This window comes from Winogradskyella aquimaris, from assembly GCF_042676105.1.
In the GTDB taxonomy this organism is placed as follows: Bacteria; Bacteroidota; Bacteroidia; order Flavobacteriales; family Flavobacteriaceae; genus Winogradskyella; species Winogradskyella aquimaris.
In genome coordinates, this window is record NZ_JBHTJQ010000016.1 from 420137 (window position 1) to 446197 (window position 26061).

Consider the following 26061-nt stretch of genomic DNA (forward strand, 5'->3'; position numbering starts at 1 on the left):
AAAAATGGGGCATTAGCTCAGCTGGCTAGAGCGCTACGCTGGCAGCGTAGAGGTCATCGGTTCGACTCCGATATGCTCCACTAAGCCTTTTAATTAAGGCTTTTTATTTTATATAACTTATATTTATGTATACCATAAAATATATATATAAAAATTTATAAACTAAAAGTGAAATCTTTGCGGTGTTAAAAAAAACACCAATAAGATGTCTTCAATAGAAACAATAGGGTTAAAAAATCTAAATGAAACCCAAACTAGGAACGGTTATAAGTCTGTTTTAGAGTATTCAAATGCAGCCTCCGTATTTTTATGGTTGCTTTTTATAGCTAATTTCGGCCTACTCATATTTACATCTACTGATGATTTAAACCACAATGTAGGTGATGTCTTTAGAACTAATGGATTTACATTTTTGATATGGACAGTTGTAACGTTTTTTAGTGCAATAATTACAACCTATGCCACCAACTATACAAAAGGATTTAAATACAGAAATAGGTTTGTAACTTTAAGTTTGGCCTTTATGTTTTCTGTGATGTGTTTTGTTGTATCTAACCATGTGGTTTTATTGATAGGCTCTTGGTTGTTAATGGGATTTTTTATGGCGCAACTCATTGGCGTAGATAAGCGATGGGCAGAAGCAAAACACGCGGCAACTTATGCACAGAAGTTTTTTCTTTTGGGTGCTGTAGCTCTTGCTGTTGGTATACTAATCCCTGCGATTAGCTTAACTACTTTTACCATTGACGGTATGATAACCTCATGGGATCGTTTACCAAATCATATTATCCTCATCTCTAGTTTGTTTATAATCGTTGCGGCGATGATTCAATCAGCAATTTATCCATTTCATCGCTGGCTTTTGTCTGCAATGACCTCACCAACACCGGCATCAGCCTTAATGCACGCAGGTTTTGTTAATGGCTCGGGCATTTTACTTACATTATTCGCTACATTAATATACGTTTCAAACACCTTTGATATTCTATTCATAATTGGTGGCTTAACCGCTATATTAGCACAGTTTACGAAGCTCCTTCAGGTAAATGCAAAACAAAAATTAGCATGTTCTACTATCGCCCAAATGGGTTTTATGATTATGCAGTGTGGATTGGGCTTTTTTAATGCAGCTATAGTCCATTTAATTCTTCATGGCTTTTACAAAGCTTACCTATTTTTATCAGTTGGCGAAGGGGTAAAACAAAATATTCCGCAACAGAATTTAAGCATAAAAATAAAGCCTTTACAAGCAATTGTTGTTCTTGGTTTTGGAATATTGGGAGCTTATTTGTTCATGACTTTAACAGGTAAAGGATCTTCTTTAGACAGTAGCATATTTTTAACCTTAATTGTAGCTATCACCGTTGGTCAAATTACCTATAATATTGTTAAAGAAAAAAGTTTATCATTTATTCAGAAAGCCCTTTGGCCTCCAGTTTTATTCGTGGCAGGTATTGTGGTTTATGCTTTAATGTATAATGGTGTTACTGCAGTTATTAAAGATACACCAATGGCCGTAGTGCCCATTCCTGTAACACCTCTTGAAATTACATTTGGTATTATTTTCCTTATCGGCTTCTTTATTATGAAGCTTGGAATTTACAGGCAGGCACCATGGCTGTATGTTAGGTTGTTAAACGTTTCACAACCCTTTAAAAAATCTGTACTAACCCCTTCTAAATCTAAATAATTATGGCAACTCAAATTAAAAACAGTATTAAAAGCGCCTCTAGGGTCATTGGTAATACTTGGCCATTGTACTCATTTGTTACCTCTAACCCATTATCAGGTTACGAAGAAATGCCGTTTACAGAGGCTGTTGTTCATGCAAAGAAAGATTTAGGGGTAAAGGTATTTCCTGATGCGTCTATCTTTAGTCAGGCGTTCAGCAAAGATGAGATGGATAAAGACATTTTAGGCCGTCTTCTGAAGGAAAATGGATTTAATGAAACACCTGAACACTATTTAAAGCGAATAGAGTTGCTTTCAGAGAAAGAAAAAACAAAAGAATATTCCGTGTTGGATGTGATAATGGCTAAATGGCTGTCATCCTTTATGGATGAAGGTTTGGCAGAGTGGCAAATGCCTTACAAGGAGAAAGGATTTTATACGGCTTGGAGGCAATTAGCAAAGTATGACAATGACTTAAATATTAAGAACATTGCTGAAATCCCAAAAACGAGTTTAAAAGCTTTAGAAAGTGTTTTGGATGACGTGTCTGAAGATTATTATGAATCAATTTTTAGATATCATTTGTCTGCACTACCTGGTTGGACGGGCTACATCAACCATAGAAACACCTATGACTCACCTTGGCAAAAGTCCTATCCAATAGACTTGCAGGATTATTTGGCAGTACGATTATGGATTGCAGAGCATCTGAACTTGGATATTTATCCAAAATCAACATCACCCGATAACGATACCGCAGAACTCATCAAGTTACAACAGTTGTTTTTGTGTGCTTGGGAAAAGCGTTTTCAAAATAGAGTTGTCGGATTACTTCAAAACCAGGCAAAAGTTGAGGTTATTAATGCCGTGCCAGATGCACAATTGGTGTTTTGTATTGATACGAGAAGTGAACTTATTAGAAGACATATTGAGGAGAAGGGTAATTATGAAACCTTTGGTTATGCTGGCTTTTTTGGTATTGCTATGGACTACAAAAATCCGCATGATGGGATTCAGCGAAAGTCGTGTCCCCCTATTTTAAATTCTTCGTATATAGTTGAAGATAAGCCTCAAAATGGGAAATTAGATAAGTTTGAAGCTAATTTAAAGAGAGCTGAGCACTTAAAGTTTACGAAGTACTTTAGAAAACGAATGAAGAATATGCTACCATCTACATTTGGATATGTCGAGGGTTCAGGCGTATTCTATGGATTATCAATGGTGGCACGAACATTTTTTTCAAATAAAATTTACGATGTAAAGAAGCGAAACCAACAAGATCATGAAGACTTGTCAGAAACACATATGAGTTCTTGTGAAGAAAATTCAAACGGCATTTCTATAGAGGAAAAAGTTGCTATTGTAAAGTCAGGTTTCGATTTAATGGGTTGGAAGAATTTTGCGCCTCTAGTGGTTTTCACAGGACATGGAGGTCATTCGGCTAACAACCCTTTTAACTCCAGCTTGGACTGTGGTGCTTGTGCAGCAAGTCCCGGAAGACATAATGCGCGAATGCTTGCCAAAATAGCTAACGAAGAACTTGTTAGGCAACATCTTTTAAAAGATCATGGAATTACAATTCCAAATGACACCATTTTTATTGGTGCAGAACACAACACGACTACAGATGAAATTGTGATATTTGATTCTCAAGTACCAAAGTCACATCAAGAAGCACTACAAAAATTAAAGGCAAGTTTAAATAGTGCTCAGCGTTCGGCAACTGAAGAACGACTTGGTGTTAAGAATGGTGTGAACTTGGCAAAGAAAAAGACTAGTGATTGGTCTGAGACTAGACCAGAATGGGGTTTAGCTAAAAATGCTGCTTTTATTATAGGTTCTAGAGACTTGACTAAGACTAAAAATTTAGATGGCAGAAGCTTTCTTCATTCTTATGATTGGGGCAAAGATGAAACAGGTAATGCCTTAGAGGCGATTATGCAAGGCCCAATGGTTGTAACACAGTGGATAAATAACCATTACTATTTCTCTACGGTGGATAACGATACCTTTGGGAGTGGATCTAAAATCACCCATAATGTCACCGGAAATTTTGGAGTGGTTCAAGGGAATGGTGGAGATCTAAAAATGGGACTGCCTTTACAGTCTCTTAAAAGTACAGATAGTGAAATGTATCATCAACCATTACGATTATCTGTTTTTATACATGCACCACTAGACCGCGTTCAAAATATTATTTCGAAAAATGCCAATATCAAGAACTTACTGGACAATGAGTGGATATACTTATTTGTTATAGACCCTACGAAAGAAAATGAGATTTCTCAATACACTGAAGGGTTTAAGTGGATAAACGATACTCAAAAGACGAGCACAGAACTTAAAGAAGAGCCTAGAGAGGTTTTTGAGGATTCAATGGCTTAAAAAAAGGGCATCATTGCATAAAGTTAACCATATGTGATATGGCCTCCGAGAATTCATTTGTCACGACTTCTTTTGTCCAAGGATGTCTGATATTAAATACGTGATCTGCACCTTCTATAATTTGGATGTGGCTATGTGGATTCCAGCGGTGTAAGGAGTAAGCTTCGTCTATATTTACCGAGGTATCTTTATCGCCATGGATAATTAAATGAGGTATTTGTAACCGTTTTTCGGCAGATTCAATGTTTAATCGCTCTTCGTTTGCTTTAAAGTCTTCATAAAACTGGTAGTAATGTGGCATTTGTTGTTTGGTTCTGCCATTAATAACATATTTCACCCCATTTTCTTTCCATTTTTTCAAATCGCCAATAGTAGCAGTTCGCTTGGCAAAATCGCAAACACTGGCTAAGGTTATAAGGTTTTTAATTCGTTCATCTTCAGAAGCTTTTATAATAGAAATGCCACCGCCACGACTATGACCAATAAGATTGATGTTATTTTCTGAAACATATACGTTTTCCTTAAACTTTGCTATGGCCCAATAGATAACATCATCTAGGTCATCCAATTCTTTGGTATAATTGTTATTTCCAAACGCTTCCAAATCTGGGAAATCAATTGGATTTTCCATGGTGCCACCATTATGGGAAAAATTGAATTTTATAAAGCAGAACCCTGCCTTTGCGATGGATTTTGCCATGTGATCCCAGGCTCCCCAATCTTTGAAACCTTTATAACCATGGCAAAACACAACTATGGGTTGTTTAGTTTTGTTTTCTTGGTAAAAAGTATCAATTAAAATGGGCTTATTATTTTCCCTTTTAAATATTTGATTTTTTTCTATAAGCATTAGTCTAGTTCTTTTTCAATAAAATCTGTGCTAGGGTTACATATTTCAGAGATGAGTTTTTTAAGCTCAACTTCAAAGTTGCTTAATGTTTCTTCAGTGATGATTTGATTTTTCTTTTGACTTCGTGTAGATTCTTTCACCCCAAATTTCAGGAAACCTCCATTTAAATTTTTAAAAGAAATAATACCAGCCTCAATGGGCAGTTTGATGCGTTTTTTTTGATGCATCATATAAGCATAACAGAGAACCTGGAACGATTTACTATACTTGTCGTAATCTGTCGTAATATCCTCCCAACTAACAATTTCCACTTTACTTTGGCTCACTTTACCAGATTTGTAGTCAATAACTCGAGTCACACCATCAATTTGATCTATCCTATCCACCTTACCGGTTAAGTATATCGGATAAGGGATGCCTTCAATATTCAGTTCAATTTTTTCCTCTGCCTCTATGGCTAATATTTTTATTAGTTTACCTTCTTTGAGTTGTTTAATTTCAGAATTTATGAAATTTGAGATATACCTTTGAGCTATTTCAAAAATGATGAGGTTTTTTCCAGAAGTAAAATCACCTTCTCTATAAAGGGCTTTAAAATGTTTAGTAACTGTAGGCTTAATTTTTTCCTTAAAGGATTGGAGGTCAACAATCGTGAGCATTTTACCTTCAAGAGGTTTGTAAAAATCCTCTAATGTATTATGTATGACAGAGCCTAGTGTATTGGCTGCTATGTTTTCTTCTACCTCTTCAAAGGTTTTAACACCTAAAATCTTTTCGTAATAAAAGTCTATAGGGTTTCTGATGTAATTAGTTAAAGATGATGGTGAAAACCCTAGCCCAGATAGTTCTTTTAGTCTATCAAGGATGGCTCTAGTTTTAGTAATCTGTTTTAGTTTTTTGTCAGTTAAAACAACTTCTGGAGACACAACAATATGCTTCAGCTCATGAATACCTTCCACTTCCATCTGGGTTATAAACCTACTTTTTTCACCACCCCTTAGGGCATCTACTTCGGTATTATACAGCAGATAAATATTTTTTGCACGTTGTAATAATCTATAGAAATGGTATGTATAGACCGCATCTTTTTCCTTGTAGGTTGGCAGATTATTTTCACGCTTAACATCATATGGAATAAATGAATTATTAGCCTTACCAGCTGGTAAAATACCTTCGTTTACAGAACTGATAATTACGGTTTCAAAATCTAATACACGTGATTCTAGCATCCCCATAATTTGTAACCCTTCGAGAGGTTCGCCTTTAAAATCTAATGTTTCGGTTTGTAATAAATCATTGTATACTTTGTATAAACAAGCAATTGAGTTTAAGTACTTGTAATTGTTATTGAGCTCCGATATTTGGTTAAATAATGAATGAAAACGGTATAAATATTCTAAATCTAGATGGTTAAGGGTGTTGTTAGATTTAATTAAGTGGATTAAATCTGAACAATGTTGTAAAGCTATTTTCGAGTTGTCATTCCACGAACTAAATAATAAACCTATTAAATAGTGGGTGTTTTTATGGGCAATGTTTTTAAGTTCATTAAGGGAGAGATAGACCAAATTATTTTTATAGATATTATCTAAGATACCCTTTAAATCATTGCCTTCATTAGATTCGAACAGATTGTATATTGATGGATTTGAAATAAGCGCTATGACATCTCTAAAATAGTATCTTGAAGTGTTTTTCTTATGAATGGTAAAGAGTTGGTCAAAGAGGGAAGCCAAAGGCACAAACTTTAATGGCAATCCCATGGTAACATTTACTTTATTTATATGTTCTGATATAGAGTTGAGTACTGGAATCAACAAGTTTTCTTCACCTAATATTACAGCAGTATTCTTAAGGTCATGGTTTTGAACGTTTAGATTTTCTAAAATCTGTCCGATATACTTTGCTTGGCCAACCTGTTTTGGAACACTAATTATTTGTATGCTTTTCTTTTCTTTATAGTGACTTGTTGACCAATGAAAGGGCTGTGTCTTATAATAATTCCACTCGGCTAAGTATTGCCTGATAAAAAGACCTGCATCATGAATATTATCTTCTAAAAACATGTTATCAATATCCCAATATATGAGACCAGACCCACTTTTAAGTAGTCCTTGTATAATTAGGGATTCACAAGTATTTAAAGCATTGAAGCCTAAAAAAACATAATTTTTATGGGAATGAGCTTCAATGTATGACTCGAGGTTTTCAACGGCTTCCCTATAAATTAATCCTTGGTAACCTTGTCTATCGTTAAGCAGCGTTTCAGTAAAAACCTTATAATATTCCTTAAGCTGCTGCCAAAATTGTAAGTATGATCGTATTAAGTCAGTTTGATCTTTATTTATAGACCAATGATCAATCTCTTTGATAGCTTTCAAATAGTCAAAAATCGCATTTGAATCCCTATTATAACGGTCTATTTCATTGAAGTCTTGTAATAATAATTGAGCCCAACTAGAAAAAGCATCAAAAGATTCCCTGGTGTCTTTTGGTGAAACTTCAGAATAGGTATTGTATAATTTGAATAAGGCATCAACATTGTTAAGACTTTTTAAGCCAGATATCTCTTCTACAAATTCTTCAATACTTAAAATATGAGGAACAAAAGTTGCGTATTGGGTTAGTTGGGATAGGTGATGTTTTAGAAAAACTCCAGCACGTTTACTAGGAAGTATGAAGATTAAATCTTCAAGCTTGAAGTCTTTATTTTTTAAATCTAATAATACAGATTTTATAAAATTACCCATTGTATAAAAATAAAAAACGTTCCGAATTTCGGAACGTTTTTTATTTATTAAAATCAGTTATTTAGCTTAGTCCTCAGATTTTACTAAATTAACTTCAACACGTCTGTTTTCTGCTCTACCAGCTCTTGTGGCATTGCTAGCGATTGGCTTATCTTCACCATAACCTGCAGCAGTTAATCTGTTAGCGTCAATACCATTAGCGATTAAGTAATCTCTAACTGCGTTGGCTCTTCTTTCAGATAACTTTTGGTTAGTCGCTTTAGAACCAACACTATCAGTATGACCTTCAATTGTAAAGTTAGCTCTTGGGTATTCCTTGAAGATAACTACCATTGCTTGTAAAACCTCATCAGTTTCCTTTTTGAAGGATGCTTTACCTGTATCAAATAAGATATCTCTAGCGTAAGTGTTTAATGACTTAACTACTTCTGCAGAAGGCTCAATTATAGGACATCCGTTGTTAGCAACATCACCAGCCTCATTAGGACACTTATCGTCTTTGTCTAAAACACCATCACCATCAGTATCAGGCCAAGGGCATCCATTATTTGCAGCAGGTCCTGCTTCATTAGGACAGTTGTCATCACCATCAGCAACACCGTCACCATCAGCATCCGGACAACCCATTAATGCTTTTAAACCAGCTGTATCAGGACACTTATCGTCTTTGTCCATAACACCATCACCGTCAGAGTCTGGACAACCATTAAATTCAGCTAAACCAGCTGTATTAGGACAGTCATCTTTAGAATCTTGGATACCATCGTTGTCAGAATCTGGACAACCATTGAAAATTTCTAAACCAGCTTCTTCTGGACAAGCATCGTCTTGGTCATAAATACCATCACCATCTGTGTCAGTACCACCGAATTTTAAAACTAAACCAACAGAGTGTTGAAAATGTTTAGGTAAATAATCTTCGAAGGCATGTTTGTATGTAGAGTTTACGTCGATACCAATTTTCTCTGAAAACCAATATCTAAATCCTAATGAACCGTTTAAAGTCCCAGCACCTATGTCATCAACCCAAGTATAACCACCACCAACACCAAGATATGGGTCGATAGATTTTGAATTGATTAAATCCATAAAGCTGTAAGACACTCTACCGTCAAGACCGTAATATGTTAAATCATCAACGGTGGCTATTATAGATTCGTCAGAACCAGGGACGTCAACAGAACCTACCTTATCAATTCTGTTAAGTGATCCAGTAGCTGTAAAAGTGAATCCATCACTTAAATATCTAGAAATGGAAATTGTAGATAGTGAAGGAAAGATATTCCAGTGATCTGTTACGTTGAAGTACTCATCAAAATAGTCCCCTTGAGGAGCATTCTCTCCTACCGGATATAAGTCTACAGCGTTAGCACCAATAGTGACAGCCCAGGGATTGTTCTTGTCTTGAGCAAAAGTAGTGCTGAAACTCATAAGAAGCACTACAGCGAAGAGTAATCTGCTAAGATTTTTCATATTCTAATTAATTTTAATTTTAAGTGTTAATTGTTGGCAAATGTAAGTTGTTAAATGTTATTAACAAAGACAAATATATAAAAATATTGTTACAACGCCCTAAAATAAAGAGTTTGTAACGATTTTAAATAATTTCTAGTTTTTTACCGACTTTTATAAAAGCATCTATGGCTTTGTCCAATTGTTCTTTGCTATGGGCTGCAGATAATTGTACGCGAATTCTCGCTTTTTCTTTTGGAACCACAGGATAGAAGAATCCAATAACGTAAACCCCTTCTTCCAATAGCATATTTGCCATGGTCTGTGACAGCTTAGCATCATAGAGCATTACCGGGACAATGGCAGAATCACCATCTATGATATCAAAGCCTGCTTTTTTAAGCTCTTTTTTAAAATACTTGGTATTCCAATCTAATTTATCTCTTAATGATGTGTCGTTTTTGAGCATATCAAAGACCTTAATAGAAGCACCAACAATTGTAGGGGCCAATGAGTTTGAGAATAGATACGGACGAGAACGTTGACGTAAAATTTCTACAATTTCTTTTTTAGCGGTAGTGTAACCACCCATGGCTCCACCTAAAGCTTTTCCCAAGGTGCCTGTTATAATGTCGATTCTTCCTAAAACGCCTTTTTCTTCCAAAGTTCCTATGCCGTGTTCACCAATAAACCCAGCAGCATGGCATTCATCAATCATAACCATAGCATCATATTTATCGGCTAAATCACAAATCTTGTCCAATGGAGCTACTAATCCGTCCATGGAAAATACACCGTCAGTTACTATGATTTTAAAACGAGATCCATTTTCGTTAGCGGCGATAAGTTGTTTTTCCAGGTCGTTCATATCGTTATTTTGATAACGATACCTAGCCGCTTTACAAAGTCTAACACCATCAATAATAGAAGCATGGTTCAACGAGTCTGAAATGATGGCGTCTTCATGAGTTAAAAGGGGCTCAAAGACACCTCCGTTAGCATCAAAAGCAGCCGCATACAAAATGGTGTCTTCAGTACCATAAAAATCTGCGATTTTCTGCTCCAGCTCTTTATGTATATCTTGGGTGCCGCATATAAAACGGACAGAAGACATCCCAAAGCCATGACTATCTAAAGTATCTTTTGCGGCTTTTATAACTTCTGGATGTGAGGACAACCCTAAGTAGTTGTTAGCACAAAAATTTAGAACTTTTTGTCCTGTATTTAAAGTAATTTCAGCGCCTTGAGGCGAAGTGATTATACGCTCTTCTTTAAAAAGTCCTGCCTCTTTTATTGCTTCTATTTCTTTTTGTAAATGTGCTTTGATATTTCCGTACATATTTTTGATATTAGTTGTTTAGCAAAGATACTATCTTGAAATTAGACTTCAATGACTTCAACACGATCATTTATATAAACTAGATATTTGTGTTTTACATTATAGTTCATGCTCTCAAGTACAGAGGCATAGGCATGTAATTGTGATTTATGTGATGTTTTTTGCTCACCTGTTTTGTAATCTATGAGGACAGCTTCATTTTTTAGATTGATATTAATGCGATCTGGTCTAAGAATTTCACCCATAGGCGTCACAATATCCCTTTCGTTGTAAACCTTATGTATATTTTGAAAATAATAGTTTAGTTTAGGATGTTGTATAACTTCCATCACGGTCGATCTTAGGATTTCTTCATCTTGTTTGGCTATGTCTCCAGAGACTAACAAATCATCAATGGCAAAGTCAATATCATCAAAGGTTTTAATTTTAGATAATATAAGATGTACCAAATTACCTCTTTCTATGGCCTCACCTTGTTTTGTGTCCCAAAGTTGACCCGCCTTAGTGATAATTTGCAAATTATGATTTTCTTTAGGTACAGATATTAGGTTAATACTATTGGCTTCGGCCTTAGGCGTTTTTTCTTTTTTGTTGGGTTGATATGTTCCAAAATCGTAGTTTAAAGAGTCATCAGTCCATAAGCCTTTATGTTGTAGATAAGATATAAACATACCAGCATATGTTTTCTCATTTACAACACCTTTTGAATTTATATCTTTCTTTGAAATGATATAAAGTTGCTCTACAGCCCTTGTTAATGTCACATACAAAAGATTAATATTATCTAACTCCAACTGATTTTGATGTAGGTCATAAAGGTGCTCACCAACCATTCCAAAATTTGCGACATCACTATTGTAATTAAGTAATAGGGTTTCAAAATTTTGATAGTCTTTTTTCTCAACAGGAAACCAAACCTTTGGTTCTACCTCTCTGTAAATATCCAGTTCCGCAAATGGAAATATCACGATTGGAAACTCTAATCCCTTAGACTTATGAATGGTCATTATTTGAATGGCATTGTCGTTTTTTGGCGACACAACACTTAAGGTGTCTTTTTTCTTTTCAAAATAATTAATAAATGCTGTTAAGTCAGAATTTTGTTGTTGAGTAAACTCAAATATAACGTCCAAATAAAACTGAAGAAAAGCATCAGATGTATTATGAAAGTTGAAAGCTCTTATTAATTCTTCTACTAGCTCATATAGAGGTAATTGGAAGAGCTTGTTTTTGTTTAAATAGATATTTAAGTCTTCAAATCTTTTCAGCATTTCCTCAAAACTAATATTAAGATGAGTGCTGTAAAACGAGTGTTTATCCTCGATATTAAAATAAGTCGCTAAAAAAGATAAAATCTCGATTCTTAAATTATCATTTTCGGGTTCAATAAATAATCTTAAAAGTGAGTCTAGAAATAGAACTTTTTCCGAATTTTTTAAAAGTAGGGTCTCAGATGAGGTGATTTTAATGCCTCTTTCACTGAGAAAATGAGCAATAGCAACTCCTTCTTTACTTTTTCTAACGATAACACAAATATCATCAAAAGTATACCCGTTTTTAATACATTCTATAATTGTACTAAATGTTTTTTGCGCATATAATTCAGTCGTATCATCGTCTTTTGAAATATCTAAAAACTCAATATTTACAAATCCTTCAAGATTTTTAAAAGTTTCTTGATTAGAATTTAAATAAAGTTCTGCGTATCTACTATCGTTAAAATAGTTTTGACTTAAAAATTGAAAGAAGTCATTATTGAAATTAATTATTTCTTTGGCACTCCTATAGTTGGTATCTAAGCTCAGAACTTCAGCTTCAATCTGAAATGGATTAGTTGTTTTATTGTAGAGATTAATAAACTGTTCTGGTTCACCACCTCGCCATCTGTAAATCGACTGTTTGGCATCTCCCACAAGCATTGCAGAACCATTTGATGCAGAAAGGGCATTGTCTAAAAGAGGGGCTAAATTATCCCATTGCATTTGAGAGGTATCCTGAAACTCATCAATAAAATAATGCTTAAATTTTTCCCCTAAACGTTCGTAAATAAAGGGAGTTGGCTGACCTTTAATTTCATTACTTATAATCTTATTGAATTCTGATATAAGCATTTTATTTTGTTCCTCTTTGAGAACATTTAACTCATATTGTATAGCGCTTAAAACGGAAAGCGGTGTGATGTTTTTACAAAACCCTTGTTTTAGCCTGAGTTCAAAAATCAGGTCTTTGGTTTTTAAAAACGCCTCAGATAAATTCGGCTGAATACTTTCTATCGTTTGAGCTATTGCATCTTTAACGCGTTTGGGGTAAAGGGTGCCACCTTCAATTAGATCATTTTGCCATGCCGAGGTAAAGGAAACACTGAAGTTGTACTGACTTAGGTTGTAAAAGTGATTAGGCAATGACTTTCTGTTAAAATCATCAAACTGCAGTCCACATTCTTCTATCAAGTTTAGCACATTGTTTGCAGTTGATTTAATCTCGCTTTCAATGGCATCGATATCTTTTATGAGAGCAGATTTTAAGGCATTAAAGTCATCAATGGTTTTGTCCTTAAAGCTTTCAATGGCATCAATGTCGTTTTCATTAACTAAAACCTTGGCTATTTTATTAAAGTCGTAACTAATATCCCAACTTTTATCATCATCTGCTTTTTCAATGGCAAAATCGACAAGTGTTTGGGTTAAGGTTTCATTTTCACCAGCTCTCGAAATTAAATTGTCAACAGCTTCATTAAGAAGACGGTCTTGGTCTAATTCAACTTCAAAATTCACGGGTAGTTTTAAATCATGAGCAAAGGTTCTTATGACCCTATGCGTAAAACCATCGATTGTAGAAATATCAAAAGCCCCATAATTGTGCATGATATGCTTTAAAATTTGCTTTGATCGTTTCATAAGAAACTCTGGGGTAATTGATAGTTCCTCACAGATTGAAATAAACATGGCGTGTGGTTCCGACAAGCTTTCTTCTTGTGAAAACAATTTCAGCATTTCTATAATGCGTTCCTTCATTTCACCCACAGCTTTATTGGTAAATGTAATAGCTAATATGGACTTGAATTGATCATTGCTTTTTGAGCCGACAAGAATTTTAATATAGGTCTTTGCCAAGGTAAATGTTTTACCACTACCTGCCGATGCATTATATATTTTAAAGGAGGAGTCTTGCAAAAGATAAATTTTATACCAAAATAGGGAATCTTAATAATTTATTTAGAACTTCTTGTTTTCAAAATTGTAAATTTGTTAAAATTGGAATAGTAACACTAAAAAACAAAATATTATGGCTTTTGAATTACCAAAACTAAAATACGCTTACGATGCTCTAGAACCACATATAGATGCGCGTACAATGGAGATACACCATACGAAGCACCATAATGGCTACACAACAAAGTTAAACGCTGCCATTGAAGGAACAGATTTAGAAGGAAAATCTATTGAAGACATCCTAACTAATTTAGACATGAACAATATGGCTGTTAGAAATAATGGTGGTGGCTTTTATAATCATTCTTTATTTTGGGATGTATTAAATCCTGAGGATAGAGGTTATCTATCAGGAGAGTTAAAAGATGCTATTGAAGCAGAATTTGGTTCTAAAGACGCTTTTGTTGAAGCTTTTTCTAAAGCTGCAGCGACTCAATTTGGCTCAGGATGGGCTTGGTTGTGCGTGCACAAAGGAGGCAAAGTAGAAGTTTGTTCAACACCAAACCAAGATAACCCATTAATGCCGGGCGTTAGTTGTGGCGGTACTCCTATATTAGGTTTAGATGTGTGGGAACATGCATACTATCTAAACTACCAAAATAGAAGACCAGATTATATAGAGGCTTTTTTCAAAGTCATCAACTGGAACGAAGTTGAGCGTCGTTATGCTGAAGCTAAATAGTTTTAAAATAATATAACAAACAAAGCCAGACTTTTTCGGTCTGGCTTTTTTATGACATGGATTCTAAACTTTAACGGGAATTAAAAATGAAAAAAGGTGAACAGAGAGTTCACCTTTTTTGCCCCAAATCTACCATAAACTTAACCTACTTATGTTATGGTGATTCAAATATAAGTTTACAATAATTTAATAGTTAAATTTATTGGATAAACGACCTATATATTAGTCTAAGCGTGGAAACTCGTGCAATAGAATAAGGCTAACAAGTAAAAACAGGATGACATTGAGTAAATTAACTTAAAGTTTTACTTTAAATTATGTCCATAAAAAAAGGTGAACACTGTTCACCTTTTTTTGCCCCAAATCTACCATGAACTTAACCTACTTATGTTATGGTGATACCAATGTAATTTTTATTTGTTAAAACCTTATATATATTAGACGAAATGCACTTATTGCCGACAAAATACTTAATTTTTCGGATTAAACGTTATATCATTAGGATGATTAGTAGGCACGCTCTTTATTGCCTTCGTAAAAGTTAATGAATGCTCTATTAACAACTCTATTTCCACCATCTGTAGGATAATTACCCGTAAAATACCAATCTCCTAAGTTTTTCGGACATGCTTTGTGCAAGTTTTCTACGGACTGAAAAATAATTTTTACTTCCGCATTTACAGATTCATCACTTAAGAGCTCTGATATTTTATCAGAAATCTGCTCATCGGTAAAGTTGTCGTAAATTTCTTTGACATGGTTGACCACATTTTTATCTTTAAGATCTACTTGCTTTAAGCATTTTTGGTAAACCTCATCCACAATATGATATCGATTGTTATCCTTTAATAATTCTAAAGCAGCCCTAAAAGCCACTAGACTTTCAAGGTTTGCCATATCAATGCCATAACAATCCGGATATCGTATTTGTGGCGCTGAAGAAACCACAACAATTTTTTTAGGATTTAACCGGTCCATCATTTTTATGATACTTTTCTTTAGGGTGGTTCCTCTAACAATACTATCGTCTATAATCACCAAGTTGTCTGTTGGTTTTATGACACCATACGTAATGTCGTAGACGTGGGCAACTAAATCATCCCTGCTACTATCTTCTGTAATGAAGGTTCTTAATTTTACGTCTTTAATGGCAATTTTCTCAATTCGTGGTCTTTCAGATAAAATCTCTTCAACTTTTTGAGCGGATAACTCTCTCTGCCCATTTAGTATGGCTTGAGTTTTTTTGTGGTTAAGGTGTTCTTCAACCGTATCTATCATACCAAAAAATGATGTTTCTGCTGTATTAGGGATAAAAGAGAAGACTGTATTTTTCGTGTCCTCATCAATGGCTTCTAGAACTTTTGGCATTAAAAGTCGTCCTAATTCTTTTCGCTCTTCATAAATTTCAGCATCACTTCCTCTAGAAAAATAAATGCGCTCGAATGAACATGCTTTGCGCTCAAGGGGCTCTAATATTTTTTTAATTTTTGTTTCGCCAGATTTTTTAGTAATAATGGCATGACCAGGATCCAATTCCTTCACAGCATCAAAAGGAACGTTAAATACGGTTTGTATAACAGGTCGTTCTGAGGCTACAACAACGACTTCATCGTCCCTGTAATAATAAGCAGGCCTTATACCTGCAGGGTCTCTTAAAACAAAAGAGTCACCATGTCCTAATAGTCCAGCCATAGCATAACCTCCATCCCAATTTTTGGCAGCACGTCTTAAAATTTTACTAAGTTTCAACCGTTCTGCAATTAGAGGTGAGCACTCTATTTTAGAATACCCTTCTTTTTTTAAGTCTTTATAAATTTTAGCAACGGCATCATCTAAAAAATGACCTATTTTCTCCATTACTGTTATTGTATCTGCCTTTTCTTTAGGATGCTGTCCAATATCTACAAGGTTATTGAAAAGTTCGTTAACATTAGTCATGTTAAAATTACCAGCAACAATTAGATTTCTGTGCATCCAATTATTTTGTCTTAAGAAGGGATGGACACTTTCTACACTATTCTTTCCAAATGTTCCGTAACGTACATGTCCCAACAATAATTCGCCGATATAAGGAATATGTTTTTTCTGTAACGCAACACTATCCTTATACTCAGGATGTTGTGATATCTCACTATTGATGCGTGCGTTTATTTGAGAAAAAATGTCTTGTATGGGTTGCTGGGCAATAGACCGTACCCTGCTTATGTAGCGTTCACCAGGATTGGTGTCTAATTTTATACTGGCAAATCCGGCACCATCTTGTCCACGATTGTGCTGCTTCTCCATCATTAGGTACATCTTATTTACACCATAAAATGCACTGCCATATTTTTCTTTGTAATATTCTAATGGTTTTAAGAGCCTAATAAGCGCTATACCACACTCGTGTTTTAAAGCATCACTCATAATATGTAATAAAAAACGCGCTAAAAATTAAGCGCGCTGGATTTAAGATAATTCTATATCAAATTGTGTTAGACTCTTAAATTGGTCTAAACGTTTATGTATTTCTTCGTTTGTTAAGTTTTCCATACGTTCTGTGCCAAATTTTTCAACACAAAACGAGGCTAATGTAGAGCCATAAATGACTGCTGTTTTTAAATTTTCGAATGAATAATCTCCAGTTTTCGCCAAATAACCTGCAAAACCGCCAGCAAAGGTATCGCCAGCACCTGTTGGGTCAAACACTTCTTCCAATGGCAATGCTGGAGCAAAGAAGACACTATCGTCATGAAATAGTAATGCTCCATGCTCTCCCTTTTTAATCACTACATACCTTGGTCCCATTTCATGAATTTTTCTAGCTGCAACAACCAAAGAATATTCACCGGTCAATTGTCTAGCTTCTTCATCATTAATGGTAATCACATCAACATGTTTTATGGTGTTGTGTAAATCTTCTAATGCACAATCCATCCAAAAATTCATGGTGTCTAAAATGACCATTTTTGGTTTAGTTGTCATTTGGTTCAATACACTCATCTGGGTTAGTGGGTGTAAATTTCCTAGCATTACGACTTCAGCATCTTTGTAATTTTCAGGAACTTTAGGTTCAAAATCTGCTAGGACGTTCAATTCTGTTACTAAGGTGTCTCTAGAATTCATATCATTATGATATTTACCACTCCAAAAGAACGTTTTGCCATCTTGTACGATTTCTATACCAGAAACGTCAATATTTTTATTAGACATAAGATCTAAATAGTCTTGTGGAAAATCGCCACCAACAACTGACACAACAGCAGAATCTACATTGAAATTGGAAGCCGCTAAGCCTATAAATGTACCAGCGCCACCTAAGATTTTGTCGGTTTTACCAAAAGGTGTTTCTATAGCATCAAAAGCTACCGTACCAACAATCACTAATCTACCCATTAAAGTAAGTTTGAATTAAGGTGCAAAAGTACATAAAATATATTGTCGATGAAATATACATTCACCATCTCAATTTAATTATTTCCTTCCAAAATCTGCAGGAATTTCTCCCCAGGCTTTAGTCTCCCATTTAACTATAGTCGTAGAATAGTTATTTGTTTTTAGCCATTTAACGGCACGATCTACGAGTTCAAATAAGTCTTTGTTTTTTTCATTACGTTCTAACTTAGAGTTACAAGCTTTTTTACGCACCCAACTCATTGCTGTGTTGGAGTCTGTGTAGATAATGCGGTCGCTCTTGTGTTGTTTTAAAAATGCCAATCCGTGAACAATGGCTAAAAATTCACCAATGTTGTTGGTACCTTCTTCAAAAGGACCTTGTATAAATAATTGCTTTTTTGTTTTGGTATCGACACCTCTATATTCCATTTTACCAGGATTACCAGAAGAGGCCGCATCAACGGCAATGGAATGATAATTAGGTTGTCCAATTTTTTTTAATTGGGCTTCAGAAAGTTCACTTTTAAAAGTTTTAGATTTACCTATGTAATCTTTTGGTCCATCTTTGTATGCTTTTTTGGCCGCTTCAAAAGTTGAAAACGATTTGTACTGCGCTCCTTTAAAATCTTTAATTTGTGATTTACAGTCATCCCAACTTTCAAAGACTCCAGTGTTGTGGCCTTTCCAAACCGTGTAGTATTTCGATTTTTTTTTAGTCATTCAAAAGCTTTTCAACAACCTTTGGAAAATGTTCCATTTCCAATTCGTGAATTTTAGCGGCTACATCTTCAGCTGAATCTGAGGGCTTTACATCACATTTTGTTTGAAAAATGATGGCTCCTTCATCATAATTTTCATTGACATAATGAATGGTTATACCTGTTTCTTTTTCTTTATTCGCTACGACGGCATTATGTACGTGCATGCCATACATACCTTTACCACCATAATTTGGAAGTAGGGCAGGATGAATATTAATCACCTTATTTTCAAATTCATTTAGAATAAATTCGGGAAATTTCCAAAGAAAACCAGCTAGTATAATTAAATCTGGATTTGAAGATTTTAAAATATTAAGGACATCTTCAGATTTTGAAAATGCAATTCTATTGAACGACAAAGCGCTAACACTTAGCCTTTTACATCTATCTAATACTTTGGCATGGGGATTGTTAGTCAGAACCTGAATAACAGTTGCATTATCGCTGTTTTGAAAAAACTTGATTAAATTTTCAGCATTAGATCCGCTTCCGGACGCAAAAATTACAATACGTTTCATAAATTGGCTATCAATGGACTATTATTCAGAACAAAAAAAAGAATAATAATTAACAATTAGGCGCAAAATCGAATTACTTCTATCAATTTTTAGCATTAAGATGCACATTTTATCGGTAAAGGTGATTTTTAAAATAAAGTTTTTTATTTTTGCGGTCTAATTAAAACTTAAAATTAAAAGATTATGTCAGACATTGCATCAAGAGTAAAAGCGATTATCGTAGACAAATTAGGTGTCGATGAAAACGAAGTTGTAACTGAAGCAAGCTTCACTAACGACTTAGGTGCAGATTCATTAGATACTGTAGAATTAATCATGGAATTTGAAAAAGAATTTGATATTCAAATACCAGACGATCAAGCTGAAAACATTGCAACAGTTGGTCAAGCTATCTCTTACATAGAAGAAGCAAAATAAGACTTTATTTTTATGGAATTAAAGCGAGTAGTAGTTACTGGTCTAGGTGCGCTTACACCTATTGGCAATACCAAAGATGAATATTGGAATGGTCTTGTTAATGGAAAAAGTGGTGCTGCCCCAATTACGCATTTTGATGCTGAAAAGTTCAAAACGCAATTCGCTTGTGAAATAAAAAACTTTGAAGTTACTGACTTTATTGATAGAAAGTTAGCGCGTCAGATGGATAAATTTTCGCAATATGCTATGGTTGCTTCGGATGAGGCCATCGCAGATTCGAAATTAGATCTAGACGCCATTAATAAATACAGAGTAGGAGTAATTTGGGGGGCTGGTATTGGTGGCTTAGAAACATTTCAGGAAGAAGTGCTTAACTATGCTGCGGGTGACGGCACACCTCGTTTTAGTCCTCGTTTCATTCCAAAAATGATTGCAGATATAGCACCAGGAAACATTTCTATTAAGTATGGTTTCATGGGGCCGAATTACACAACGGTTTCTGCATGTGCATCTTCTGCCAATTCAATGATCGATGCTTTAAACACCATTCGTTTGGGGCATTGTGATGTTGTAATAACCGGTGGAAGTGAAGCAGCAGTAACCATTGCTGGTATGGGTGGCTTTAACGCTATGCACGCCATGAGTACTAGAAACGATAGTCCTGAAACGGCCTCGAGACCTTTCGATGCTAATAGAGATGGTTTTGTATTAGGTGAGGGTGCAGGCGCCATCGTTTTAGAGGAGTATGAGCATGCCAAAGCAAGAGGTGCTAAAATCTACGCAGAAGTTGTTGGTGGAGGTTTATCTTCTGACGCTTATCATATGACAGCTCCGCATCCTGACGGTATAGGAGTTGTTGCGGTAATGAAAAACTGTTTGGAAAATGCTGGTTTAAAACCCGAAGATGTAGATCATATTAATACACATGGAACATCCACACCTTTAGGAGATGTTGCCGAATTAAAAGCTATATCAGAAGTGTTTGGGGACCATGCTAAAAACATAAATATTAATTCTACAAAGTCTATGACTGGTCACTTGTTGGGTGCTGCTGGCGCTATAGAAGCTATTGCGTCTATCCTAGCGCTAGAAAATGGTATTATACCCCCAACAATTAATCACGAGACTGCGGACGAGAATATTGATCCAGAATTAAATTTAACGCTCAATAAAGCTCAGAAAAGAGATATTAAAGTCGCAATGAGTAATACATTTGGATTTGGCGGTCACAACGCTTGTGTATTATTTAAAAAATTAGATTAAATCCCGAATGGGTTTCATTCGTAACATATTAAAAAATTCCCGTTCATTTGATGACGGGAATTTTTTTTTGAAACTTAAAGAAATTCTAGGGTTCAAACCAAAATCACAAAATTTATATATCAAAGCCTTTACGCATCGATCGATGAATATAAAGGATAAAAAGGGGAATCCTATCAATTATGAACGCTTAGAGTTTGTTGGTGATGCTATGATAAGCTCAGTAATTGCAGCTTACCTGTATGAGCAAGTGCCTCATGGGGATGAGGGCTATCTTACCAAGATGCGATCCAAGGTTGTGAGTAGAGAGCACCTTAATGAATTAGGTAAAGAGTTAAACCTCATTGATTTAGTACAAAGTAGAATACCTAAATCTAATTTTGGGAATAATATTCATGGTAATTTGTTTGAAGCGTTGGTTGGTGCAATATATCTAGATAAAGGCTTTAAAGCTTGTGAAAAGTTTTTGTATCAAAGGGTTATTAACCCACATGTAGACATTGAAACTTTAGAAGGTAAAGTCATAAGCTATAAAAGTTTACTGATTGAGTGGTGCCAAAAGGAGAAAAATACTTTTGATTATGAAGTTTATGAAGATACAGGTAACGATGAATTAAAACATTTTTCTGTAAAACTCAGTATTAATGATAAGGTGGTTTCAAAAGCAAGGGCGACCTCTAAAAAGAAAGCTGAGGAAAAGGCCTCTAAACGGGCATTTTTTGCATTTCAAAAACAAATCACAAAGCTAATTTAATACCTTCCTGATTAAAATTAGATTAAAGCCCTTAAACCTATAACGTTTTCGTAGGTTTTAAGGGTTAAGATTAACCAAAAGATGACATTTTCAATCTAATATTATACTATATTTACCCTGAAATTGTAATCCTATGGCGTTGCATAAACTTATGGTTGATGATTTTTATGATGATACCTACAAGCTTATTGCTATACATTGTAGGTTAGAAGATTATCGACTGGCCTATTTACTTAACCAAAGTTTAGACCTTAGGTTACAAAGAAAAACAGAAGATATAGATATGGAATATTTAAAGTCTTCGTACAGTATTTTTGAGTGGAACAATACCTCACAATACGTTACCTGGAATCTGGTATCTAATGTTTGTAAAAAGGAAGAGGATAGTTTGTACAGTACTGGATTATTCCAAACCAGCGAAAAAGTCATTAAGACTTTCAATCTTGTTCCAGAATATAAGAAGGTAGATTTTTTCATTAAAATTTCTGATGAAATTCAAAATGTCAATGAAAAAGTTATATTAAGAAAGCTTCAAGATATACCACAAATCATAACCAGCTATTCGGTTAATCCGTCTAAATTAAAATCAAAAGACCATTTAATTTTTTAAATTGATGCCAAACAAAAAAACTAAAATAGTAGCCACATTAGGCCCAGCAACAAGTAATAAGGAAACCTTAAAGGCGATGCTTGATGAAGGAGCTAATGTATTCAGAATTAATTTTTCCCATGCTAATTATGATGATGTCAAAGAGCGCATAAATATGATTCGAGAACTCAATGATGAGTTTGGATATAATGCAGCTATCTTAGCAGATTTACAAGGACCCAAACTTAGAGTGGGCACAATGAAGGGTGAAGTTATAGTAAATGAAGGAGACGAAATTATTTTTGCTACTGGAAAGCGTTTTGAAGGTACTAAGGAGCGCGTCTATATGACTTATGACAACTTCCCACAGGATGCTAAGCCAGGTGAGCGAATTCTATTGGATGACGGAAAGCTAATTTTTGAAGTCGTTTCAACCGATGGTAAAAAAGAGGTTAAGGCAAAGGTGATTCAAGGGGGACCTTTAAAATCTAAAAAAGGAGTCAACCTTCCAAACACTAATATTTCCCAGCCAGCTTTAACTGAGAAAGATATTGAGGATGCTATTTTTGCCATTAGTCAAGAAGTAGACTGGATTGCATTATCCTTTGTTCGTCATGCGGAAGATTTAATGGAATTGGAGGAACTAATAAAAGAGCACAGTGACCATAAAATTCCAATAATTGCTAAGATCGAAAAGCCAGAAGCTGTTGAAAACATTGACAAAATTGTTGCTTATTGTGACGGCTTGATGGTGGCGCGCGGTGACTTGGGTGTAGAGATCCCAGCAGAAGAAGTACCCCTAATCCAAAAGCAATTGGTACTTAGGGCAAAACGTGCAAGAATTCCTGTAATTATTGCTACGCAGATGATGGAAACGATGATAACGAGTTTAACCCCAACACGTGCTGAAGTTAATGACGTAGCCAACTCCGTAATGGATGGTGCCGATGCTGTAATGCTTTCCGGAGAAACGTCTGTTGGTCAGTATCCTGTTCAGGTTATTCGTCAAATGTCTAACATTATTAGGAGTGTAGAAGACTCTCCTTTAATTGAGGTGCCGCAATCACCTCCGCACATACGAACTAAGCGTTATATTACAAAATCGATATGTTATCATGCGGCCAACATGGCTAATGAGATCAATGCAAAAGCCATTTCAACCTTAACCAATAGTGGGTATACAGCTTTTCAAATTTCGGCATGGAGACCCAAAGCCCATATTTTGGTCTTTACATCTAATCGACGCATTTTATCACAATTAAGTTTGCTTTGGGGAGTCAAAGCGTTTTATTATGACCGTTTTGTAAGCACGGACGAAACCATAGAGGATGTTAATGCCATTGCCTGTAAAAAAGGTTATCTAGAAGTCGGTGACATGCTAATTAGTTTAGCAGCAATGCCTATAAAAGAAAGAGGCATGGTAAACACCTTGCGTGTTACGGAGATCGAGAGCTGTAGTTTTTAGTTAAAATTGTATTCAAGGATCTAGCCAACACACTTTACCAAAAGTTGGGCTTATTTGTAAGTATTTAATTCATAACAAATTTAAACCCTGCGGTCACGATACTTGAGCCAAAAGTCGTATTCCTATCGTACTTATAATACTTTAGATCAATACTTTTAAGTCCAAATTTCCAAATATGAGCTTTTGTGAATATATCGTTGTAAGAAATACCGAACCCAAACTGATTTGATGAATATTTTGATAAATCAAAATCAGAGGTGTAAAAATCATAGCTTGACAAAGCCGTTTCATAAGGATAAAAATAGTCTGCGGCTGTTTGATTATAAAATCTATAGGATGGATATAGTGTAAACTTATCGGACAGTTTAAAAGGAACTTCTAAACTAGCCGTATGCGAATTAATGCCCCAATCATCAAAATAATACCGATAAAATGTCCTGATAGTAAAGGATTCGTTGAGGTACCAATTCAATCGCCCTCCAATAGCTACTTTAAATCTTGAACTTGGAAGTTGCTCTATGGCATCTGCAAGCTGAAAGTCTTCAATAAAAGAATCGGCAACGTCTGAAAAATATACCCTCTGGAAAGGAGTAGACAATAAACCATCTTGTTTTACTATATCTACCGAAAGTGATCCTTGTACATTTTTGTGCAGTATTTGGGAAAGTCCAAAACCAATAGAATAAGAGTTTCTAGTCTCATCTTTAAATTTTGCAAATAGAGGATTGTAATTTTGGTTTCCTGTAATGGTGTTCTGTGTGAATAATGAATTATTTATGCCATTCCCATTTTCACCAAAAGGTCTAAGCTCAATAGGATAAATAGCATTCCATGTATCTAAATAAACATTAGCACTAATACTTAATTCTGTATTTTTCTCATTGAAAAGCTTGGTGTAACTACCACCAAAACCAATAGAAAAATAATCATATTCGGTAGATACGGATAGCTTTGCAGACCAGATATCATTCCTATCATCAGAGTTATGGCTGTAACTTGCGGTAAGGTTTGACCAAACATCTCCACTAGAGGCACCAGATGAGGCCTGAAATGGATTAGCTGTACCATCATCAAAAGGATTTATATTACTTGAAGAAGCAGAGGTATAGGCAGAAACACCAGCATCAATTGTTAATACATCATCTGCATTCAAAGGAATGGATACAACGAAGGTCGCAGTTGCGTCTGTTAACTCTTCGGTACCTGTTCCACCACTTACAGCAGCATTATCACCGTCTTGAGTGTAGTAACTCGATAAAAAATCAATCTCGGTTGATTCTAAAACTCTTTTTTTATAGCTATTGCTCGAGTCTTGATCAATTTGGGCAGTTAGTTTAAAAAAACTAAACAGGCTTAGGATAATTACTAAATTTTTCAATTTTTATTTTTTAGTTACAGCCACAACCTCCACCAGTTTTTCCTCCATTTGCACCTGTAGCAGCTTCCCTGTATGAATGCATAGTACTGACATTTCTATCGCACTTTTTATCTGCCAATACCATATCGGGATCATTAATATTTACTTTTTCATATTCTTTTACAACCACACAGCTGCTCAAGAAGCATGAAAAAAAGCCTATTATTATTACGTGTTTAATCATGATTTTCTATTTCTATATTTTTTGATTTAATGATGTTTCCCTTGTCATCTATGATTATACATTCAATATTTGGGAGCTGATTAATACGATCTAGACCAGTATCTTTTCCCATAACAAAGACAGAGGTTGCCAATGCATCTGCTAATTCTGCTTTTGGGGCAAAAACCGTGACGCTTATGATACCATTGGCAGGATATCCTGTACGAGGGTCAATGATATGAGAATATCTTACTCCGTTAAAATTAACAAACTTCTCATAGTCACCTGAAGTTACCACAGCACTGTTATTAATAGGTAACAGTGCAAATGCCTTATTTTTGTTTAGAGGGTTTGTGATAGCCACTTTCCACTCTTTTCCATTAGGTTGTTTCCCCCAGGTATTCATATCCCCAGAGGCATTGATAATGCCAGCAGTAACCCCTTTTGAAATGAGTAATTCCTTAGCTTTGTCTGCTGCGTAGCCCTTGCCAATGGCTCCAAAGCCAATCTTCATGCCTTTAAGCTTTAAAAAGACTGTATTTTTGGATTTATCTAGGATTATATTCTTAAAACCTACTTTATCTATTGAAGCTTTGATTTGATCTTTGGTTGGCATCTCTTTCATACTACCATCAAATTTCCAGATTTTGTCCATTGAGGCATAGCTAATGTCAAAAGCACCATCCGTGAGTTGAGAAATGGCTATCGATCGTTCTATAAACTGAAATAACTCCAAGTCGACCTCTACCGGTTTTATACCCGAGTTTCTGTTAATTTTTGATGTTTGCGAATTTTCATCCCAAGACGATATAAGATTTTCGATTCTTTTAATTTCATTAATGCCCATTGTAATAAACTTATCACCTTCAAGAGAATCTTTGGCTACAACTGTAATATCAAAACGACTGCCCATTAACTTCAGCGTTTTTTTAAATGTTTGTTGTGCCGAACAGATATGAACAGCAATTACAAGTAATATAAGTATGAAAGGATGTTTCAAA

Annotated in this window: 20 protein-coding genes and 1 tRNA gene; 9 read left to right on the forward strand and 12 right to left on the reverse strand. The window is 35.1% G+C overall.

The features are described 5' to 3' along the window. Window positions 1–6: 6 nt before the first annotated feature. From ACFQ1K_RS11885 to ACFQ1K_RS11895, 3 genes are all read left to right on the forward strand, one after another. Window positions 7–80: transfer RNA gene (locus tag ACFQ1K_RS11885), tRNA-Ala, on the forward strand. Window positions 81–205: 125 nt separating this feature from the next. Then, window positions 206–1690 (forward strand): proton-conducting transporter transmembrane domain-containing protein, encoded by a 1485-nt coding sequence (locus ACFQ1K_RS11890; protein ID WP_320554528.1) that lies wholly within the window; start codon window positions 206–208, stop codon window positions 1688–1690. 2 nt (window positions 1691–1692) lie between these two features. After that, window positions 1693–4056 (forward strand): DUF2309 domain-containing protein, encoded by a 2364-nt coding sequence (locus tag ACFQ1K_RS11895; RefSeq protein ID WP_320554527.1) that lies wholly within the window; start codon window positions 1693–1695, stop codon window positions 4054–4056. 10 nt (window positions 4057–4066) lie between these two features. Here ACFQ1K_RS11895 and ACFQ1K_RS11900 read toward each other — a convergent pair whose 3' ends face one another. From ACFQ1K_RS11900 to ACFQ1K_RS11920, 5 genes are all read right to left on the reverse strand, one after another. Beyond that, a complete protein-coding gene (locus ACFQ1K_RS11900; RefSeq protein ID WP_320554526.1) occupies window positions 4067–4906 on the reverse strand; it encodes an alpha/beta hydrolase family protein in 840 nt (279 codons plus the stop codon). Further along, window positions 4906–7656, reverse strand: a complete 2751-nt coding sequence (locus tag ACFQ1K_RS11905) for a PD-(D/E)XK nuclease family protein (protein ID WP_320554525.1) — start codon at window positions 7654–7656, stop codon at window positions 4906–4908. Before ACFQ1K_RS11905 ends, ACFQ1K_RS11900 begins: the two co-directional genes overlap by 1 nt. Before the next feature lie 66 nt (window positions 7657–7722). Continuing rightward, complete coding sequence (locus tag ACFQ1K_RS11910; protein ID WP_320554524.1) at window positions 7723–9129, reverse strand: OmpA family protein; 1407 nt, start codon at window positions 9127–9129, stop codon at window positions 7723–7725. 124 nt (window positions 9130–9253) lie between these two features. Beyond that, window positions 9254–10447 carry a glycine C-acetyltransferase gene (gene kbl, locus ACFQ1K_RS11915; RefSeq protein ID WP_320554523.1) on the reverse strand — a complete coding sequence of 398 codons (1194 nt, stop codon included), beginning with the start codon at window positions 10445–10447 and terminating at the stop codon, window positions 9254–9256. A gap of 41 nt (window positions 10448–10488) precedes the next feature. Then, window positions 10489–13620 (reverse strand): UvrD-helicase domain-containing protein, encoded by a 3132-nt coding sequence (locus tag ACFQ1K_RS11920; RefSeq protein WP_320554522.1) that lies wholly within the window; start codon window positions 13618–13620, stop codon window positions 10489–10491. Window positions 13621–13732: 112 nt separating this feature from the next. On the opposite strand from ACFQ1K_RS11920, the gene ACFQ1K_RS11925 reads away from it, so the two are divergent. After that, entirely contained in the window at window positions 13733–14341 is a 609-nt protein-coding gene (locus ACFQ1K_RS11925; protein WP_320554521.1) for a superoxide dismutase, read from the forward strand. A 507-nt stretch (window positions 14342–14848) separates the two neighbouring features. Here the strand turns inward: ACFQ1K_RS11925 and ACFQ1K_RS11930 are convergent. The 4 genes from ACFQ1K_RS11930 to purN form a co-directional block, all read right to left on the reverse strand. Beyond that, entirely contained in the window at window positions 14849–16747 is a 1899-nt protein-coding gene (locus ACFQ1K_RS11930) for an amidophosphoribosyltransferase (RefSeq protein ID WP_320554520.1), read from the reverse strand. A gap of 42 nt (window positions 16748–16789) precedes the next feature. Further along, window positions 16790–17716 (reverse strand): PfkB family carbohydrate kinase, encoded by a 927-nt coding sequence (locus tag ACFQ1K_RS11935; protein WP_320554519.1) that lies wholly within the window; start codon window positions 17714–17716, stop codon window positions 16790–16792. Window positions 17717–17794: 78 nt separating this feature from the next. Then, the gene (locus ACFQ1K_RS11940) at window positions 17795–18436 is read right to left on the reverse strand and encodes a ribonuclease H family protein (protein WP_320554518.1); all 642 of its coding nucleotides are present in this window, start codon (window positions 18434–18436) and stop codon (window positions 17795–17797) included. Then, window positions 18429–18995, reverse strand: coding sequence for a phosphoribosylglycinamide formyltransferase (purN, locus tag ACFQ1K_RS11945; protein WP_320554517.1), 567 nt, complete (start codon window positions 18993–18995; stop codon window positions 18429–18431). Before purN ends, ACFQ1K_RS11940 begins: the two co-directional genes overlap by 8 nt. 183 nt (window positions 18996–19178) lie before the next feature. Between purN and ACFQ1K_RS11950 the strand changes: the two genes are divergently transcribed. The 5 genes from ACFQ1K_RS11950 to pyk all read left to right on the forward strand — a co-directional run bounded on the left by ACFQ1K_RS11950 (window position 19179) and on the right by pyk (window position 23480). Further along, window positions 19179–19412: an acyl carrier protein gene (locus ACFQ1K_RS11950; RefSeq protein ID WP_008269813.1), complete on the forward strand. Its 234-nt coding sequence runs from the start codon at window positions 19179–19181 to the stop codon at window positions 19410–19412. A 12-nt stretch (window positions 19413–19424) separates the two neighbouring features. Beyond that, the gene (gene fabF, locus ACFQ1K_RS11955) at window positions 19425–20675 is read left to right on the forward strand and encodes a beta-ketoacyl-ACP synthase II (protein ID WP_320554516.1); all 1251 of its coding nucleotides are present in this window, start codon (window positions 19425–19427) and stop codon (window positions 20673–20675) included. A gap of 7 nt (window positions 20676–20682) precedes the next feature. After that, on the forward strand, window positions 20683–21426 hold the full coding sequence (gene rnc, locus ACFQ1K_RS11960; RefSeq protein ID WP_320554515.1) for a ribonuclease III: 744 nt from the start codon (window positions 20683–20685) through the stop codon (window positions 21424–21426). 133 nt (window positions 21427–21559) lie between these two features. Then, a complete protein-coding gene (locus tag ACFQ1K_RS11965) occupies window positions 21560–22036 on the forward strand; it encodes an IPExxxVDY family protein (RefSeq protein ID WP_320554514.1) in 477 nt (158 codons plus the stop codon). A gap of 4 nt (window positions 22037–22040) precedes the next feature. Next, window positions 22041–23480, forward strand: coding sequence for a pyruvate kinase (gene pyk, locus ACFQ1K_RS11970; protein WP_320554513.1), 1440 nt, complete (start codon window positions 22041–22043; stop codon window positions 23478–23480). A 64-nt stretch (window positions 23481–23544) separates the two neighbouring features. On the opposite strand, the gene ACFQ1K_RS11975 is transcribed toward pyk, so the two are convergent. From ACFQ1K_RS11975 to ACFQ1K_RS11985, 3 genes are read right to left on the reverse strand one after another with little or no spacing between them, the layout of a single operon-like run. Beyond that, a complete protein-coding gene (locus ACFQ1K_RS11975) occupies window positions 23545–24858 on the reverse strand; it encodes a DUF3570 domain-containing protein (RefSeq protein WP_386134239.1) in 1314 nt (437 codons plus the stop codon). Window positions 24859–24868: 10 nt separating this feature from the next. Next, the gene (locus tag ACFQ1K_RS11980; RefSeq protein ID WP_320554512.1) at window positions 24869–25081 is read right to left on the reverse strand and encodes a DUF4266 domain-containing protein; all 213 of its coding nucleotides are present in this window, start codon (window positions 25079–25081) and stop codon (window positions 24869–24871) included. Continuing rightward, a complete protein-coding gene (locus tag ACFQ1K_RS11985; RefSeq protein WP_320554511.1) occupies window positions 25074–26060 on the reverse strand; it encodes an FAD:protein FMN transferase in 987 nt (328 codons plus the stop codon). Before ACFQ1K_RS11985 ends, ACFQ1K_RS11980 begins: the two co-directional genes overlap by 8 nt. Between the last annotated feature and the right edge of the window lies 1 nt (window position 26061).